At 36.7% G+C, this 17,310-nt stretch carries 13 protein-coding genes; 6 read left to right on the forward strand and 7 right to left on the reverse strand.

Features of this window, described 5'->3' with window-relative positions; all coding sequences use genetic code 11:
- Positions 1-11: 11 nt before the first annotated feature.
- Complete coding sequence (locus LB450_RS05555; RefSeq protein WP_224486867.1) at positions 12-392, reverse strand: hypothetical protein; 381 nt, start codon at positions 390-392, stop codon at positions 12-14.
- 170 nt (positions 393-562) lie between these two features.
- Between LB450_RS05555 and LB450_RS05560 the strand changes: the two genes are divergently transcribed.
- The 4 genes from LB450_RS05560 to LB450_RS05575 all read left to right on the forward strand — a co-directional run bounded on the left by LB450_RS05560 (position 563) and on the right by LB450_RS05575 (position 6,585).
- Positions 563-2,140 (forward strand): NADP-dependent glyceraldehyde-3-phosphate dehydrogenase, encoded by a 1,578-nt coding sequence (locus tag LB450_RS05560; RefSeq protein WP_224486868.1) that lies wholly within the window; start codon positions 563-565, stop codon positions 2,138-2,140.
- Positions 2,141-2,230: 90 nt separating this feature from the next.
- Positions 2,231-3,958: an OstA-like protein gene (locus LB450_RS05565; RefSeq protein WP_224486869.1), complete on the forward strand. Its 1,728-nt coding sequence runs from the start codon at positions 2,231-2,233 to the stop codon at positions 3,956-3,958.
- The gene (locus tag LB450_RS05570; RefSeq protein WP_224486870.1) at positions 3,948-5,144 is read left to right on the forward strand and encodes an aspartate aminotransferase family protein; all 1,197 of its coding nucleotides are present in this window, start codon (positions 3,948-3,950) and stop codon (positions 5,142-5,144) included. Before LB450_RS05565 ends, LB450_RS05570 begins: the two co-directional genes overlap by 11 nt.
- A 79-nt stretch (positions 5,145-5,223) precedes the next feature.
- Positions 5,224-6,585 (forward strand): tetratricopeptide repeat protein, encoded by a 1,362-nt coding sequence (locus LB450_RS05575; RefSeq protein ID WP_224486871.1) that lies wholly within the window; start codon positions 5,224-5,226, stop codon positions 6,583-6,585.
- A gap of 199 nt (positions 6,586-6,784) precedes the next feature.
- On the opposite strand, the gene LB450_RS13760 is transcribed toward LB450_RS05575, so the two are convergent.
- Both LB450_RS13760 and LB450_RS05585 read right to left on the reverse strand, forming a co-directional pair.
- Complete coding sequence (locus LB450_RS13760; protein ID WP_224486872.1) at positions 6,785-7,453, reverse strand: class I SAM-dependent methyltransferase; 669 nt, start codon at positions 7,451-7,453, stop codon at positions 6,785-6,787.
- Complete coding sequence (locus tag LB450_RS05585) at positions 7,453-9,510, reverse strand: DUF349 domain-containing protein (RefSeq protein WP_224486873.1); 2,058 nt, start codon at positions 9,508-9,510, stop codon at positions 7,453-7,455. Before LB450_RS05585 ends, LB450_RS13760 begins: the two co-directional genes overlap by 1 nt.
- Before the next feature lie 181 nt (positions 9,511-9,691).
- On the opposite strand from LB450_RS05585, the gene LB450_RS05590 reads away from it, so the two are divergent.
- On the forward strand, positions 9,692-12,136 hold the full coding sequence (locus LB450_RS05590) for an outer membrane beta-barrel family protein (protein WP_224486874.1): 2,445 nt from the start codon (positions 9,692-9,694) through the stop codon (positions 12,134-12,136).
- A gap of 75 nt (positions 12,137-12,211) precedes the next feature.
- Here LB450_RS05590 and LB450_RS05595 read toward each other — a convergent pair whose 3' ends face one another.
- A complete protein-coding gene (locus tag LB450_RS05595; RefSeq protein WP_224486875.1) occupies positions 12,212-12,382 on the reverse strand; it encodes a hypothetical protein in 171 nt (56 codons plus the stop codon).
- A 140-nt stretch (positions 12,383-12,522) separates the two neighbouring features.
- On the opposite strand from LB450_RS05595, the gene fumC reads away from it, so the two are divergent.
- Positions 12,523-13,914 (forward strand): class II fumarate hydratase, encoded by a 1,392-nt coding sequence (gene fumC, locus LB450_RS05600; RefSeq protein ID WP_224486876.1) that lies wholly within the window; start codon positions 12,523-12,525, stop codon positions 13,912-13,914.
- 738 nt (positions 13,915-14,652) lie between these two features.
- Here the strand turns inward: fumC and LB450_RS05605 are convergent.
- From LB450_RS05605 to prfB, 3 genes are all read right to left on the reverse strand, one after another.
- Positions 14,653-15,633: a PCIF1 family methyltransferase gene (locus tag LB450_RS05605; protein ID WP_224486877.1), complete on the reverse strand. Its 981-nt coding sequence runs from the start codon at positions 15,631-15,633 to the stop codon at positions 14,653-14,655.
- Between the two features lie 61 nt (positions 15,634-15,694).
- A complete protein-coding gene (gene arsC / locus LB450_RS05610) occupies positions 15,695-16,036 on the reverse strand; it encodes an arsenate reductase (glutaredoxin) (protein WP_224486878.1) in 342 nt (113 codons plus the stop codon).
- A protein-coding gene (prfB, locus tag LB450_RS05615) for a peptide chain release factor 2 (protein ID WP_224486879.1) occupies positions 16,033-17,140 on the reverse strand; the annotation gives its coding sequence in 2 pieces (ribosomal slippage) (positions 16,033-17,076 and positions 17,078-17,140; 1,107 coding nt in all). Before prfB ends, arsC begins: the two co-directional genes overlap by 4 nt.
- Positions 17,141-17,310: the final 170 nt, after the last annotated feature.

Raw genomic sequence — 17,310 nt, forward strand, 5'->3', positions numbered from 1 at the left:
TAGGAAATCTATTAATATTTTGGAGGGTACAGGATGTCGGTTTCACTTAAAAAAGTGAAATCAATCTTATAATTAAAATTATGATGAATTTTTTCAATGGGTTTTGTTGACCCTAAATTTATAGATTCTGAAGATTCAAAATAAAAATTTGATGTATTGTATTGTGATTCTTGAAAAGGTAAATTTTCATGGTCTTTGTGTTGACCTGCATGAGATTCTTTTTGGCTTCCATAATGAAGTTCAATAAATTCAGTAAAAGAATTATGATATTCATTCTGGTGAAGTTGATAATGCTCAACTAAATCTGATAAATTCAAAAGATTAACCACCCCTATGCTCACTGGTTGGAAACCAATAACACTGACCAAAAAATATATTGCGAATGATTTCATAAATCACAAAAATAATAGTTTAGTTGCTCTTTAAACTTAATATTACCTAAAGATATTATTCACTGACTAATCCTATCAAAGCTTAACAAATCATTTTGTTTAGTTTTAATAAAATGGATAGTGTGTTTGTTTATATTGTAAATTATTAATAATTTAACTCTTAAAAGATTATGGCAAGTTCAGATATTTCTGTGATTGACTCCTTACTTCATCAAAAAACGTATTTAGATAATGGCCAGTTAGTCCCCTGGGAAGGAAAAATGGATGAGGTGCATTCAAGCATTTCAACAACCAAAGAATACAAACCAACTTTACTGGGAACCGTACCTCATATGGATGAGCCAACGGCTCTTGGGGTGCTAGATTCTGCAGTAAAAGCTTACGATCAGGGAAAAGGGGAGTGGCCAACTATGCGTGTAAAAGATAGATTGGCATGCATGACTTCTTTTGTGGAACTCATGAAAACCAAACGATTTGAAGTCGTCAAATTGCTGATGTGGGAAATAGGCAAAACGCTACCAGATTCAGAAAAAGAATTTGACAGAACGGTAGACTACATTTATGATACTATTGAAGATTATAAACAATTAGACCGGGATAGTTCCAGGTTCAAGAAAGTTGGTGGCATTAACGCCCATATCAGAAGAGGTCCGCTTGGGGTGGTGTTATGTTTAGGACCTTACAACTATCCGTTGAATGAGACCTTTGCTTTGCTTATTCCTGCCTTGATCATGGGAAACACAGCGGTTTTTAAACCTGCGAAACACGGCGTCTTATTATTGTCACCTTTACTGGAAGCTTTTCAGAAAAGTTTTCCGGAGGGAGTTATCAATGTGATTTATGGAAGAGGAAGAGAAGTAGCTGCTCCTATCATGAAGACAGGAAAAATAGATGTATTGGCGCTGATAGGTAATTCTACTTCAGCCATCGCCTTGCAAGACCAGCATCCTTACAAAAATAGACTGAGGCTTATTCTTGGTTTAGAAGCTAAAAATCCAGCTATCATTTTGCCAAGCGCAGATTTAGATTTAGCGATTGATGAATGTATTAACGGCACTTTGTCGTATAATGGTCAGCGGTGTACGGCGCTAAAAATTGTTTATGTTCATGAAGATATCAAAGATGAATTCAATACGCGATTTTCTAAACGAGTGGATGAGTTAAAATTTGGTCAGCCATGGGAAGAGGGTGTTAAACTAACACCGCTTCCGGAACCTGGTAAGTCAGCTTACATTCAGGAATTAATCGACGATGCCAAAGAGAAAGGTGCTGAAATCCTAAATGAAAAAGGTGGAAACACAACCGATAATTATATTTATCCAGCGGTTTTATATCCGGTGACTGAAAATATGCGGGTGTATCAGGAGGAGCAGTTTGGTCCAGTCGTCCCTATCAAACCTTTTAACGATATTCAGGTGCTTCTGGACGAAATAGCAAAATCGAACTACGGACAACAGGTGAGCTTGTTCGGTGATAATGTGGATGCGCTTGCCCCGCTTATAGATGTACTGGTCAATTTGGTATGTCGTGTGAACCTTAATAGCTCTTGTCAGCGTGGACCCGATGTGTTACCGTTTACAGGACGAAAAGATTCAGCCGTGGGGACCTTGAGTGTGCATGATGCCTTGAGATCTTTTTCTATCCGAACTTTTGTAGCTTCTAAGGACAACCCAAAAAACAACGAAATTATTCAAAAGCTTCTAAAAAGCAATTCTTCTAATTTTGTAAATACAGATTATTTGTTATAAAATTAGTAAGCATATTTAAATCTTAAAGCAGCGCATATTCGCTGCTTTTGTTTTTATAAAAGCGTAATTTTGTAATTCAATATACAAGATTTGAAGTACCTTATAGTTAGACTTTCTTTTTTCCTTTTAAGCAGTTTCCTTTATGCACAGGAAGGCAAAGAGGTTCAATTTACTAGTGATAGAAGCCGTGTGGATCAGGAAAACTATCCTGATGCGTTTATTTTGTCCAAGGTCCAAAATCAGGTCTATTTTATACATGAAGGGATAGAAGTGTGGTGTGATCGCGCCATATTTTACCAAACCGACGATTTTTTTAAGGCTTATGGTAATGTTAGGATGAAACAAGGCGATACCGTCAATATGACTAGCAAGTATGCCGAGTATAACGGAACTACCCAATTTGCATTTGCCAGTGAGGATGTGGTGTTGACTACACCAAGCAATAAGTTGACTACGGATTCCTTGTTTTTTAACAGAATTAATCAGGAAGCTTTTTATAGAAGCGGGGGGACAGTTAAAGATTCAGCATCTACCATTACAAGTGAAATAGGCAGGTATTTTATGGATCAGGAAAAACTTTCTTTCAGGCAAAATGTGAAAGTGAGGAATCCTGAATATAACATCGATTCCGATTATTTAGATTTTTATTCTGAAAAAGGACATGCTTATTTATATGGGCCTTCAACAATCACTAGCGAAACTAGCGTGGTTTACTGTGAGCGAGGTTTTTATGATACCCGAAATGATAACGGGTTTTTTGTCAAAAACTCCAAAATCGATTATGAAAACCGAAAACTCGAAGGCGATAGTATCTTTTTTGACAGGCCTTCTGGCTTTGCTTCGGCCAGCAACAACATCAAAGTTACCGACACCATCAATCAGTCGGTCATCACAGGTCATTATGCTGAACTGTTTAGAAAGAAAGATTCTCTTTTTATAGCTAAAAACCCTCTTGTAGCGATGAAGCAACAAAACGATTCTGTGTTTATCGCCAGTGATACACTTATGGTTACCGGAGAAGTTGATCAAAGACAACTCAGTGCCTTTTATGATGCAAGGATATTTAAATCAGATTTAAGTGGAAAAGCAGATTCTATTCATAGTAGCGAACGTACAGGCATTACTAAATTAATTCGTGAACCTGTATTATGGTCTGGTGAAAGTCAGATTACAGGCGATACCATTTTTCTGATCAGCAACACTGAAACTGAAGAACTAGATTCGCTAAAAGTGTTCTATAATGCTTTTATGATCAAGAAAGATTCTATTGAAGGCTTCAATCAAATCAAAGGTAAAGAGCTGTATGGTCTTTTAAAAAACAACGAGATTTACCAAGTGAATGTTATCAAAAATACGGAATCATTGTTTTATTTAAGAGATGAGACAACAGATTTGATGGGGATAAATAAGTCCCTCTCTGCACGAATAAAAATAGTACTTGAAGACCAGGAAATTGTAGATCTTTATTATTATACCAATGTAGATTCCGATACTTATCCAAGTTCTGTATTTCCGGAGAATGAAAAAAAACTGAAAGGCTTTAACTGGCGAGGAGAGGAAAGGTTAACTGCAAAATCAGATTTATTCAAAGGGCGAGATAGCCTCGTACTCCCAAAAATACAAGGAATCAAAGAACCTGAAATTTATGATGACTTCTTTGAAGGTATGCGAGATTTAAACCTGAATTCAACGTTAAAAGAATCTAGTTTAAAATCGACTACAGAGGCTGCTGAGCCTGAAGAAAAGGAAAATAAAAAGCCCAAAGCTCCTCAGAAATTACAGAAGTTAAAAGCCATACCGCCCGCCGATGAACAGTGATTTTCTAAACTATCAGGCACAGACGACCCCTCATCCTCTTGGTATGGAAGTGAGCCATGCAGAGGGTTCCTTTATTTTCACCAAAGATGGAAATCGACATTTAGATTTTGTTGCGGGAGTGTCGGCCTGTGGATTGGGGCATAGGCATCCAAAAGTGATTGAAGCCATAAAGAAGCAGCTCGATAAGTATATGCATGTCATGGTTTATGGAGAATATATCCAGACCCCAGCCGTTGAATTTACCAAATTATTAGCCAAACATTTACCTGAATCACTGTCTCAAACCTATCTTGTAAACAGTGGGACCGAGGCCATAGATGGGGCGATGAAACTGGCCAGACGAGCTACAGGCAGAAGTCAAATCATTGCTGCCAGAAATTGCTATCACGGAAATTCCTACGGTGCTTTAAGCCTGATGGATTATGAAGAGCGCATAGCACCTTTTCGGCCTTTAGTCGGAGATATTACCCACATTCTATTTAATCAGGAAACCTGCCTAGATGTCATCACCAAAAACACAGCGGCTGTCATTCTGGAAACTATACAAGGGGGCGCTGGCTTTATAATGCCGACCCATAATTATCTTAAAAAAGTAAAGCAAAGGTGTGATGAGGTTGGCGCTTTGTTGATTTTAGACGAAATTCAACCTGGATTTGGAAGAACAGGGAAACTGTTTGGATTTGAACATTTTGAGGTGGTTCCAGATATTTTAGTGATAGGTAAAGCTATGGCATCAGGCTTGCCTGTTGGGGCTTTTACAGCTTCTAAAGCACTGATGAGTCTGTTGAGTGATAAACCAAAACTGGGACATATCACAACATTTGGAGGAAATCCTGTTATTGCAGCAGCCTGTCAGGCCACTTTGGAAGTTTTGACCACATCTAAGATCATTGAAGGCGTAGAAAAGAAAGAGAACTTGTTTCGAGAATTACTTCAACACGAATTGATTTCAGAAATAAGAGGCATGGGTTTGATGCTCGCGCCTATGCTTCAGTCTGAAGATATTGCCAATCATCTGGTGTTGCAGGCTAAAGAAAAAGGACTCATTTTATTTTGGCTGCTGTATGAAAAGAAAGCTGTACGAATTTCACCACCATTAACCATTTCTGAAGAAGAAATTGCTTTGGGCTGTGGCATTATAATTGATATACTTAATGATTATCATAAGCTTACAACTACTGAATAACTTGTGGATAACATTTTTAAAAATTTAGACTTGTATTGAAAAAAGACGTTTATCTTACCCTCAAATTAAATCATTTTATATGCAGTTAGGATCCTCACATCACGATGACTTCGATTTTCCTATAGAGAAATTTGAAATGATGCTTAAGACCAATGAGGTCTTATTTTTCGATGCGGCTGAATTTGAAAACATCATAGCTCATTATATAGACAGTGGGCGTCTGGCTTTAGCTAAAAAAGCTTTGAAGCTTGCGCTTGATCAGCATCCAAAATCTGTGAATTTACTTTTGATGAAAGCTGAGCTTTACACCTTTGAAGACAAATTTGAAAAAGCTATGGATCTGCTTGACAGTCTCAAGTCTTTGGAGCCTAATAATGAAGAGATATACATTCTTATAGCCAACATATATTCTAAACAAGATTTGCATCTGGATGCGATTGAAGTCTTGAAAGAAGCGCTCAGCATTGCAGACGACCTTATAGAAATCCATAGCATCATGGGTATGGAATATTTATTCATAGAAGATTTTGAAAATGCAAAGAAAAGCTATATTCAGTGTTTAGAAAACGATGAAAATGATTACACAGCCCTCTATAATATCATTTATTGTTTCGATTTCCTAAATCAAAACGAGGAAGCTGTTGAATATATCAAGAATTTTTTGGATCGTCAACCCTACTGCGAGGTGGCTTGGCATCAACTTGGTAAATTGTATTTTGAGCAAAAACACTATGAAAAAGCTCTTGAAGCTTTTGATTTTGCCATTATTTCAGATGATTATTTTATTGGAGCTTATCTTGAAAAAGGCAAAGTTTTGGAACGTCTAAAACGCTACAAAGAAGCTATAGAATGTTATACGCTAACACTTCAAATCGATGATCCTACGGCTTTTGCATACCTTAGGATTGGTAAGTGTTTTTTGAAACTCAACGATCCCGAAAAGGCATTAAAGCACTACAAAAAAGCCTTACATGAAGATCCGCTTTTAGATAAAGTCTGGCTGGCCCTTTCAGATTACCATGTCAAAATTAAAGATTATAAAATGGCGCTTTATTACATCAATAAAGCCATCAATATAGATGAAGAAAATGTCCTGTATTGGAAACATTTTGCCATTATTAATTTGGAGTTAGATAACATTAAGGATTCAGCTTTCGGCTTCAAGAAAAGTTTGGAGTTGGGAAATTATGAGCTAGAAACCTGGATTACACGCATAGATATTCTTGTTCAATTAAAACATTTCAAGGATGCTTTGCAAACCCTGAAGCATGCAGAAGACTTCTTTCCACATTTTGCTGAACTCGAATACAGATATGCAGGGGTTTACTTTGAACTGGGAGAAACAGAAGATTCAAAAGATCACTTGGAAAAAGCTGTTTTTTTAAATCCTAATTATAGTTTTGTAATGAAAGACTTATTTCCGGATTTTAATTTGGGATAAGTAATTTTTTGTCTGTTCTGCGTAATCAACCCTACAAATAATAAGTTGCTAGAAAGGTATTTAGCCGAGGTCAAATCTGTAGGTGTTTGGTTTTGCCTGTTCATGTCAGGTCGATCGCAGCTAAGACCTGGCTTTATGTTAATGCGCTGAGTAGCCTCTCGACTGCGCTCAAGTTAACAGCGTGTAAGGATGTGTTGTTCTAACCGAAAGTAATCAGTTTTGGCTCTATTAGAACCTGCTCAAAACCAAAGGTTTTAGCAATAAACTCAAGTGTTTTTGGAGTATAAAAAAACACATGCGTAGGATCGTTATTGTACCACCAGTCTTTAAAGTGATCTTCGTCGCTGTCATCTTTCAAAATACTGGTTTTGCAGAACAGCTTTCCAGAAGGTCTTAGTAACTTTCTCAACACAGCAAATTCCTCTTTCGGATTAAAGAAATGTTCCATGACTTCACAGCAAATGATAAAATCGTAAGTTTTAGTGAGGTGTTCTGCATTAGGCTGGAAAAACGGGTCATATAAGGCAATTTCTTTAAACCCATCCGCCTCTAGCACGACTGATGCTACTGGTCCAGTTCCACATCCATAATCAAGTCCGTCTGCAGTTTTTGGAAACTGAGCTTCTATAGCATCGGTAATTGGACTAACGAATGTTTGATATCTAGGATCTTTTACATCGTTGTTGTGTTCTTCATACCTCGACTTTTCAGAAGAATAATCAATATATTTTTTAGGGTGAAGAAAAACCGAGTGGCAGATATTGCATTTGTAATAATCTCTACCTTTCTTACCAATCGAACAAAAATAATCCGCTATACTGATGCATAACGGACATTTATAGGTTGAATCTGGTGTTTGTATTTTCACTAAAGCTCTTTTATTTTCTTTAATTTAGTTTTCCACATCTCAAGATCCTCTTTCAATTTATCAATAGTATTGTAAACATCTTTCACCAGTGGGTTGTCTCTATTGGCATCAGAGAAAAACTGGAGATTGTTTTCTAGTTGTTGTATCTCCGCTTTTGTGTCATCAATTTTCTTTCTAAGGAAAGTTTGCTCTTTGTAGATGCGTTGAGTATCGTCTGATTCTTCCAGATTTTGAAGTCTATTTTGATACTTTAACAATTCAGCATCTGTTTTGCTAATATCGATTTGTTTAAAAATCTGATCCAAAGCTCTGTTGAATTTATTTTCAACATAGCGTTTATTGGCAGGAACCATTCCGATGTCATTCCACTTTGAAATATAAGATTTTACAAGTTTGATGGTGCTTTCTTTGTCATCGACAATAGTTTCATCTTTAAATTTTTGGATAAGCTCTCTTTTAAGATTGAAAGCTTTCATTTCCTCATTGCTCTCCTCATTTTTACTGGAATGAAACCTGTCAAAATAATGGTTACAAGCTGCTTTAAATTGCTTCCAGATCTTATCGGAATCCTTTCTAGGGACATGACCTATTTTCTTCCAATCGTTTTGAATTTTTTTCATAAGAGGCGTAGTGGTTTTAAAATCGTCACTATCCTTATGTTCTTCAGCAATTTTGATAAGCTCTTTCTTCTTTTCAAGATTGGCGTATTGCTCAGCTTTTAATTCCTTATAAAAATCATTCTTATTTCTGTTGAATTCTCTTGTCGCTTTTCTAAAGGCATCCCAGGTTTGATCTTGCTTCTGTCGAGGGACACTTCCCGCTCTAAAGAAAAGGTCGCGCAGTTTATTTACATTCTTGATGCGTTCCTGAGCGTCCTTGTGCTGTGTGATTTTAGTGTTTGTCAGCTTTTCAATCTGCTCAATAATATCGAGTTTCACCTTCAGGTGTTCCTCGCGTTTCTTGTCTAATTCTTCAAAGTAAGCCTGACGTCTGTCGTGAATCAATTTAGTGGCTTCACTAAATTTTTCCCAAATTTCATCTCTGAATTCTCTGGCTACTGGACCCAGCTCTTCTTTCCACATTTTGTGTAGCAACTGCAATTCTCGAAATGCTCTATTCACATCTTCCTGCTGAGCCAGTTCTTCAGCACGATTTATAATTTTGAGTTTTTGATCCAAATTATACTTAAAGTCCATGTCTCTAAACTCACGGTCTAGATGCAGAAAATCGTAAAAGCGCTCTACATGATGGTGGTAATTATTCCAAACTGTGTTATAATCACTTTTAGGAACAGAACCCGCATTTTTCCAACGCTCCTGAAGTTCTTTAAATTGTTTAAAACTGGTATTCATACTCTCACCAGAGCCGATCATATTTTTCAGCTCCTCGATAATTCCAAGTCTTGTTTTCAGATTGGTGTTGAGGTTTTTCTTAAGTTGAGTGTAGTGTTGGTCTCTCTTTTCACGATAATCAAAATATATCGTATTGAAGTTTTTCTTAACTGGAGAGGAATAGTGAAAATCTATAATGTTTCCGCCCTCAGCTATAAATTCTTCCTTTTTTTCTTCGATGACATCATTAAACTTCTTATCGAATTCAGTTTTAATATTATTGACGTGATCTTTGATAGATTGAACCTTCTCTTTCTTTACCAAACTTTCCAGTTCAAGTACAAGCTCATCCAAGGACATGGCATGGTAATCCTTCATTTCTATCTCATGTCTTCTCCCAACATCCTGGTCTTCGCTGTCTTCTGCATTAGCCTCATCAACATTTTGATCTTCAGATTTCTGATCTTCTTCATTGTCTTTTTCTTCTGATTTTTCTACAGACTCACTGGAAGCCTCCTTATCTTCAGGAGTTTCAGCAGAAGTAGTTTCAGGTGTGTCTTCAGCTGGTTTTGAGACTTTTTCCTGCTTCTTCTTTTCTTCTGATTCTGCTTTACTTGATGAGTGTTCATCTTTAGAAGTTTCAGCAGTCTTATTTTCAGAAGTGTCTTCAACTGATTCTGAGACGTTTTCTTTATTTATATCCTTTGGATCTTTCTGTTCTGACATGTCTTTCAATGTTAAGGTTCGTAAATTCGTTGAAATATAACAACTACCAAGTTACCTCACAAAAAAATGACTGAATTTCCTTGATAAATCAGTAGCTTAAAGTGTTAACTCAACTTTAACGACACCCGATTAAACTCAATTTATTTGTTTAAGTCCTAGTAATGAACTTTAAACAAAAGTAATGTACAAAAAGATATTTATTATTCTTGCGTTTCTTCCAATCGTAGGATTTGCCCAAAAATATGAATTGACCGGAAAAGTAATCGATGGCTCAATGGATTTTCCATTAGAGTATGCTTCTGTATCAGCTAAAAGCATAGAGGATGGAAGTATCGTAAATGGGGGAGTTACCAATCAAAAGGGAGTCTTCTCAATTCAACTAGAAGAAGGGACTTATGATCTAGAAATTGAGTACATTTCTTTTGGGGTTAAAGAAATCAAAAATTTTAAAATTAATAAAAATACAGATCTTGGAACCATCAAACTTGGAACTAAAGCAGATAGTCTCGATGAAGTCACTGTTGTGGCCGAAACTACCCAGGTAGAAGTAAGACTGGATAAAAAGATCTACAATGTAGGAAAAGACCTTACCACAGCAGGTGGTACTGTAAGTGATGCTTTAGGCAACGTTCCTTCTGTAACGGTAGATATTGATGGCGGCATAAGTTTAAGGGGAAATTCTAATGTCAGAATTTTGATAAACGGAAAACCTTCATCTGTTGCAGGCTTTGGAAGTCAGGATGTATTTCAACAGCTTCCTGCTGAAGCCATAGAATCTGTGGAGGTAATTACAAGTCCTTCAGCGAGATACGATGCAGAAGGAACTGGAGGTATTATTAACATTATTTTGAAGCGCGAAAAAACCCTTGGTTTTAATGGTTCTGTGAGAGGAACAGTTGGGAGTCCAAGGAATACTGGTATTTATACAGATGTAAATTTAAGAAGCGATGACTTCAATATTTTTAATAGTTTAGGGTTTTCAGATCGAAGAAGACCAGGTAATGCCATTTTTGATAACAGATATCCAAACGGACAAAACTTCGATAGGATTTTAGAAACCAGAGAATATGACCGGTCTGGTGAAAATTTCAATTTAAATACAGGAGTGGAATACTTTATAGATGATATGTCATCTGTGACGGGAAGTTTTTTCATGAGACTTGGAGATGACCAAGACATAACCACAAATGATAACAGGAGATTTGCAAGTGGAACGGAACAAAGTACAACCAGAAGGATTGAAGATGAAAGAGAAGATGACAAGCGTTTACAATACTCTTTTAATTATGAAAAGCGATTTGATAAGGAAAATAGAGATCATAAACTGACTGCAGATTTACAATATTCATCAAGTGACGAGACCAAGAACAGCTTTATTGAAGAGAATCAAATTATTCCTTCTTCAGCTGCTGTAGCCTATCAGGAGGTTTTAGAAACTGAAGACGAATCAAGTTACTTGATACAGGCAGATTATGTCAAACCTATAGGTGATGCTCAGTTTGAGGCTGGCTTCAGAGGTGATTACTCAGACCAGACACAGGGCTTTTTGGTAAGTCGTAGAAATCTCAATACTGGTAATTTGGAAATTGATGAAAACGTGTCGAGTGATTTTGATTTTAAACAAAACGTAACAGCAGTTTATACTCAGTATGGGGATAAGTTTGGTGACTTTTCTTTTTTACTAGGTTTAAGGTATGAGAATACACAGCTTAAAGGTAACACAACCCCGAGGGTTCCAGAAAATTTTGATAGAAGTTTTGATTTCGATAAAAACTTTGACGGGTTATTTCCAACCGTCAACCTGGTTTATGAATTAGGTGAAGAAGAAAATGTGACTTTAGGTTACAACAGACGAATTAACAGACCGAGAAGTTGGTATTTAAATCCATTTCCTTCTCAGTCTAGTAGAACAAATGTATTTCAAGGAAATCCAGATTTGAATCCATCTTTTGCCAATGCTTTTGACCTGGGTTACTTAAAACGCTGGGAAAAATTTACATTGACGAGTTCTGTTTATTTCCAAAAGGAAACAGACGCTTTTGAACGTGTGCAACGGGATACAGGAAGAGATACTGAAGAAGATAATATTGACATTATTGAAAACATTCCAATTAATTTATCGACAGAACAACGTTATGGAGCTGAACTAGGAATTTTATACAATCCAGCAGATTGGTTGAGAACAAACTTGAGCTTTAATTATTTTAAATTTGAAACCGATGGAAGTTTTGAAGGGATAGACTACGGTGCTTCCAATGAAAGTTATTTTGGTAGATTCAGCTCCAATGTGATTTTACCTTGGAAAATCCAATGGCAGACCAATGCCTTTTACAGAGGTCCAAGGCAAAATGCCCAAACCGAAACCGATCCTATTGCTTCTTTAGATTTAGCGTTTAGTAAAGACATCTTAAATGAAAATGCGACAATTTCATTGAATGTAAGAGACGTTTTCAACTCAAGAAGGAGAGATCAATTTACGGTGACAGATAATTTTACATCCAATAGTTCTTTTCAATGGAGAGAAAGACAAATCACTGCAACCTTAGTTTACCGATTTAATCAGCAGAAAAGAGATCAAAACCGAAGAGGTGGCGACAGTGATGATGATGGAGAGTATGGAGGTTAGTAGATATTGATTCTAACACACAAAAAAAGGCAGGAAATGAATTCCTGCCTTTTATGTTTGTAAAATATGTTTGGTTTAGTCGTCTTTCTTCTTCTTTTTATTTTCTTTCATTTCTTTCAATCTTTCCTTTAAGGATCCTCCTATCCAGTAAGGAATAATCGCCGTTAAAAATATCATTAACCAGAACCCGATAGTTAAGATGAGTAGAAAAAGTAAAAACCCTAAATATTGATCAAATTCGAACATCAGAATAAATTTTGTTTACGCAAAGATAATTAAAGAATGAAATACAAGCCTACTATTCTGCAAAATAATTCTCTTCAAATTCAATCTGAGCGATAAGTAAGTTTTATATTTCTTAAATTTGGCAAATAAAAAATCATACTATGTCCCACAGAATAGAGAAAGATACCATAGGCGATGTTCAAGTGCCAGCAGATAAATTATGGGCTGCTCAAACCGAGCGGTCGAGAAATAATTTCAAAATTGGACCCCAGGCTTCCATGCCTTTAGAAATCATTTATGGCTTTGCTTATTTGAAAAAAGCTGCGGCTTATACCAATGCAGAATTAGGCGTTCTTGAAGAAGAAAAAAGAGATTTAATAGCCAAAGTCTGTGATGAAATTCTTGAAGGCAAGCATGATGACCAGTTTCCTTTAGTCATCTGGCAGACGGGTTCAGGAACACAAAGCAATATGAATGTGAATGAAGTAATTTCTAACCGAATTCACCAGTTACAGGGACACGAACTTGGAAAAGGAGATAAATTTGTTGCTCCAAACGACGACGTCAATAAGTCCCAGTCTTCCAACGACACTTTTCCAACCGGGATGCACATAGCGATTTATAAGAAATTAGTAGATGTTACTATTCCAGGGGTTTCGCAATTGAGAGACCAATTACAAAAGAAGTCTGAAGAGTTTAAAGATGTCGTAAAAATAGGTAGAACTCATTTCATGGATGCTACGCCGTTAACCCTCGGACAAGAATTTAGCGGCTACGTCTCTCAGCTTAATCATGGTCTGAAAGCTTTGGAAAACACCCTGCCTCACTTGCAGGAACTGGCACTTGGAGGAACAGCTGTAGGAACCGGCCTCAATACTCCAAAAGGTTACGCTGATAAAGTGGCAAAGTATATTGCAGAATTCACCAGCTTGCCTTTTGTTTCTGCAGAAAATAAATTTGAAGCTCTTGCAGCACATGATTCCTTAGTTGAAACTCATGGCGCGTTGAAACAACTTGCCGTATCGCTTAACAAAATAGGAAACGATATCAGAATGCTGTCTTCCGGACCAAGAAGTGGAATAGGGGAGATCAATATCCCTGCTAACGAGCCAGGCTCGTCTATTATGCCGGGAAAAGTGAATCCAACACAATGTGAAGCTTTAACGATGGTCTGTGCTCAAGTGATGGGTAACGATGTTGCCGTTGGCGTTGGAGGTATGCAAGGTCAGTTTGAACTCAATGTTTTTAAACCTGTGATGGCTGCCAATGTGTTACAGTCGGCTCAGTTAATTGGAGACGCCTGCGTGTCTTTTGATGAAAATTGTGCTGCAGGAATCGAACCTAATCAGGAGCGAATCGATGAACTATTAAGAAATTCATTGATGCTGGTCACTGCTTTGAATACTAAAATCGGCTATTATAAAGCAGCTGAAATCGCTAATACAGCTCATAAAAATGGAACAACTTTAAAAGAAGAAGCGGTCAATCTAGGCTATACCACAGAAGAAGAATTCGACAAGTGGGTAAGACCAGAAGATATGACGAATTCTTAATAGCTAGCCATATTGAAATTAAATATAGGATAGCTGAAATAAGCCCTATAAAAAAACTGGTTTGAAAATTATTTCAAACCAGTTTTTTTATGTTGAATAGCTTTTCAGGGTTGCTTTTGCAAAAAAAACTTTTCCTTGGCGAGCTTTGCGTATTTTTCTATTGCTTTGCATGAATTAAGAGCAATCTTCAAATCCTTGCAGGTATAGAAGTTGAGAAATGAAATACACTAATTAAATGTATTTAAAAAGTTGTCTCATATGTTAGATGGCCTTTTTTATTTTGAGTAGCCTTCATGAATGGCATCAGCAAAAAAATCCTTAAGACAACTATGATCAATAGTATAGACTATAGAAAATTTTTCTTTGCGAGCTTTGCTTATTCTTCTATTGCTTTGCGTGAATTAAGAGCAATCTTCAAATCCTTGCAGGTATAACAGTTGAGCAATGAAATACACTAATTAAATGTATTTAAAAGGCTGTCTTTATCATATGTCAGGTAGCCTTTCTTTACTTTGAATACCCTTCATGAACGGCTGCAGCAGAAAAGTCCTTAAGATAACCATGATCAGAAGTATAGACTATAGAAAATTTTTCTTTGCGAGCTTTGCGTATTTTTCTATTGCTTTGCGTGAATTTAAAGCAATCTTCAAATCCTTGCAGGTATAGAAGTTGAGCAATGAAATACACTAATTAAATGTATATAAAAGGTTGTCTTTGAAATATGTCAGAGAGCCTTTTTTATTTTGAATAGCCGCTTAGAATTGCTTCAGCAGAAAAACCTTTTAGATTTCCATACCGATGAATGCAGACATTCACGGGTAAGGGTTTTAAAACGCCTTCTAAACCTTCATAATGATGTATGCCTTTTTTCAAAGTTACAGTTTCATCTGGAGCATTTGCAGGAGTGTGACTTTCAGGAATGATAAGCAGAAAGCTTAAGTCTTTATAAGTGGCCAGCCATTCTCTTAAAATCGAATCTACTTTAGTCATTAACTCCGTGGTGAAAGGTGGGTCCAAACACCAGTGGCCAGAATTTTCTGGTTGGTCTAGATTGAAAAAACTCCCCGCACTGCCAAAAATTCGGTCTGTATCTTTAAAAAGACTGTGAAATTGAGCCTCTGGTTTACCAAGTAACCTGGCATTGAATGGTGAAGCAAAGCCTTCATTTCTTATTCCCCAGTCGTAAAACATATCATACACCTTTTGTGGTGGTCCAATATGTCGGGTCTCTGCATAAATGGAAGCGTACCTCAACGCAGATCTTAAAACGGCATTTGCCGCTGTTTCTTCATTCGACTTCGACTTGACAAAATGGAAAGCTTTGTCGATATATTGATTTCGTTTGACTTTAAAATCACCTGCGTTAAATTCATTTGAATTGATGTCAATAGCTCTAGGAATATTGATACTTTCAGAGTAGTTGACGAAGGTATTTTTGATTAACTCCAGACAATCTTTCGCTTCTTTGGTGTTCAAACTCAAGTCAGCATAAGCGAAACCGGAAATAATGGCATCAGAATCAATCTTCATAAACAAATCCTCACCGGAAGTCTGCTGACTCAACAACACGTTCATAAGAGTGTTTTCCAACCCGGCTTTTACCTGAGAACGATTTCCTTTAGGAGTTAGATAAGTGAAAATTTCATTCAGAACGTTTTGGCTTAAGGCCCATTGTTTATATTCATTGACAACTTCTGGAAATGCGGTGTGGGGCTTCATTTATTACATTTTAGATGTATAAAAATACAAAGATCACTATTCAAAAGAGACTCAATAATCCCTAAAGAATTCCTTTAATATTCTCAGGAGGTCTGCCAATGACAGCTTTATCTTGATTAACTACAATTGGTCGTTCTATTAATTTAGGATATTCATGAAGAGCGTCAATTACTTCTGAATCTGATAAAGGTTTCCCTTTGAAGTTCTCTTTCCAGATTTTTTCCTGCGTTCTAACAAGATCGATAGGAGAGATTTTAAGTTTATCTAAGATAGATTCAATATCGCTTTTGGAAGGAATGTCCTCCAAATACTTGATAATTTCAAAATCTTTTCCTGATGCTTCAAGAATGGCTAAGCCTTCTCTGGATTTCTTGCATCGTGGGTTATGGTATAGTTTAATCATAAGCTATCTGTTTCTTTTTTCTGACCGCTACTCATAAGGAAGGTTTTCAAAAAGGAATCGATATGACCATTCATCACATCATCCACATTTCCGCTTTCGTGACCTGTCCTCACATCTTTCACGAGTTTATAGGGATGCATCACATAATTCCGAATTTGAGACCCCCATTCTATACTTTTCTTCTCAGATTCGATTTCGGTTCTGGCGGCTTGTTGCTTCTTCAATTCAATTTCATAAAGTTGAGATTTCAGCATTTTCATAGCTTTTTCTCTGTTTTCTAACTGAGATCGAGTTTCAGAATTATGAATAACAATGCCACTAGGATGGTGAGTAAGAATCGCTTTGGTTTCTACTTTGTTTACATTTTGACCTCCAGCACCACCAGATCTGGCAAAATCCCAGTTAATATCTGAAGGATTGATATCGATTTCTATGGTATCATCCACCAAAGGATATACATAAACTGAAGCAAAAGAGGTATGGCGTTTAGCATTACTATCAAACGGAGAGATTCTGACTAAGCGATGAACACCGTTCTCGCCTTTTAGCCAACCAAAAGCATAATCGCCTTCAATTTCTAAAGTCACTGTTTTAATACCTGCAACATCGCCAGACTGGTGATTGAGTTCTCTTACTTTAAAGCCCTTGCGCTCGGCCCACATCACATACATTCTCATGAGCATTTCTGCCCAGTCACAGCTTTCAGTACCGCCAGCACCGGCTGTAATCTGCAAAACAGCGGTTAAAGGATCGCTTTCCTCAGAAAGCATATTTTTGAATTCCAAATCTTCAATGAGGTCTAAAGCCTCATCGTGTTTTTCCTGAACTTCTTCTTCAGAAATTTCTCCATCTTCAAAAAATTCAAACAAAACGTTGAGGTCTTCTACCTTTTGCTTGGCTTCATCAAAGCTTTTGATCCATTGCTTTTCATCATTGATGGCCTGCATCAACCTCTGCGCTTCCTGAGGCTTATCCCAAAAATCTGGAGCAAATGTTTTTTCTTCTTCGTTGGTTACTTTGACGCGTTTAGCATCTAAGTCAAAGATACTGGTTTAGGGAAGTGATACGCTTGTTTATAGTCTTGATGGATTCAGAATTGATCATAATTTAAATTTTGTCAAATTTAAAAATTATCTTTTGCGTCATCCATCTAATTATGTTTATTTTCGAATAAAAGTACTTAGATGAAACCGACATGATTAAAATAGTCATTAGACTAAATATTTAAATGATTATTTTAATCATCAAAGGTCACACCTGCCCGAGTGCCTCAT

The sequence above is a fragment of the Psychroflexus curvus genome, from assembly GCF_020164585.1.
Lineage (GTDB): Bacteria > Bacteroidota > Bacteroidia > Flavobacteriales > Flavobacteriaceae > Psychroflexus > Psychroflexus curvus.

Bases quoted from the DNA above. Each gene is read 5' to 3' on its own strand.
- LB450_RS05555 (WP_224486867.1), bottom strand. From the start codon at position 392: ATGAAATCATTCGCAATATATTTTTTGGTCAGTGTTATTGGTTTCCAA.
- LB450_RS05560 (WP_224486868.1), top strand. From the start codon at position 563: ATGGCAAGTTCAGATATTTCTGTGATTGACTCCTTACTTCATCAAAAA.
- LB450_RS05570 (WP_224486870.1), top strand. From the start codon at position 3,948: ATGAACAGTGATTTTCTAAACTATCAGGCACAGACGACCCCTCATCCT.
- LB450_RS05575 (WP_224486871.1), top strand. From the start codon at position 5,224: ATGCAGTTAGGATCCTCACATCACGATGACTTCGATTTTCCTATAGAG.
- LB450_RS05585 (WP_224486873.1), bottom strand. From the start codon at position 9,510: ATGTCAGAACAGAAAGATCCAAAGGATATAAATAAAGAAAACGTCTCA.
- LB450_RS05590 (WP_224486874.1), top strand. From the start codon at position 9,692: ATGTACAAAAAGATATTTATTATTCTTGCGTTTCTTCCAATCGTAGGA.
- LB450_RS05595 (WP_224486875.1), bottom strand. From the start codon at position 12,382: ATGTTCGAATTTGATCAATATTTAGGGTTTTTACTTTTTCTACTCATC.
- fumC (WP_224486876.1), top strand. From the start codon at position 12,523: ATGTCCCACAGAATAGAGAAAGATACCATAGGCGATGTTCAAGTGCCA.
- LB450_RS05605 (WP_224486877.1), bottom strand. From the start codon at position 15,633: ATGAAGCCCCACACCGCATTTCCAGAAGTTGTCAATGAATATAAACAA.
- arsC (WP_224486878.1), bottom strand. From the start codon at position 16,036: ATGATTAAACTATACCATAACCCACGATGCAAGAAATCCAGAGAAGGC.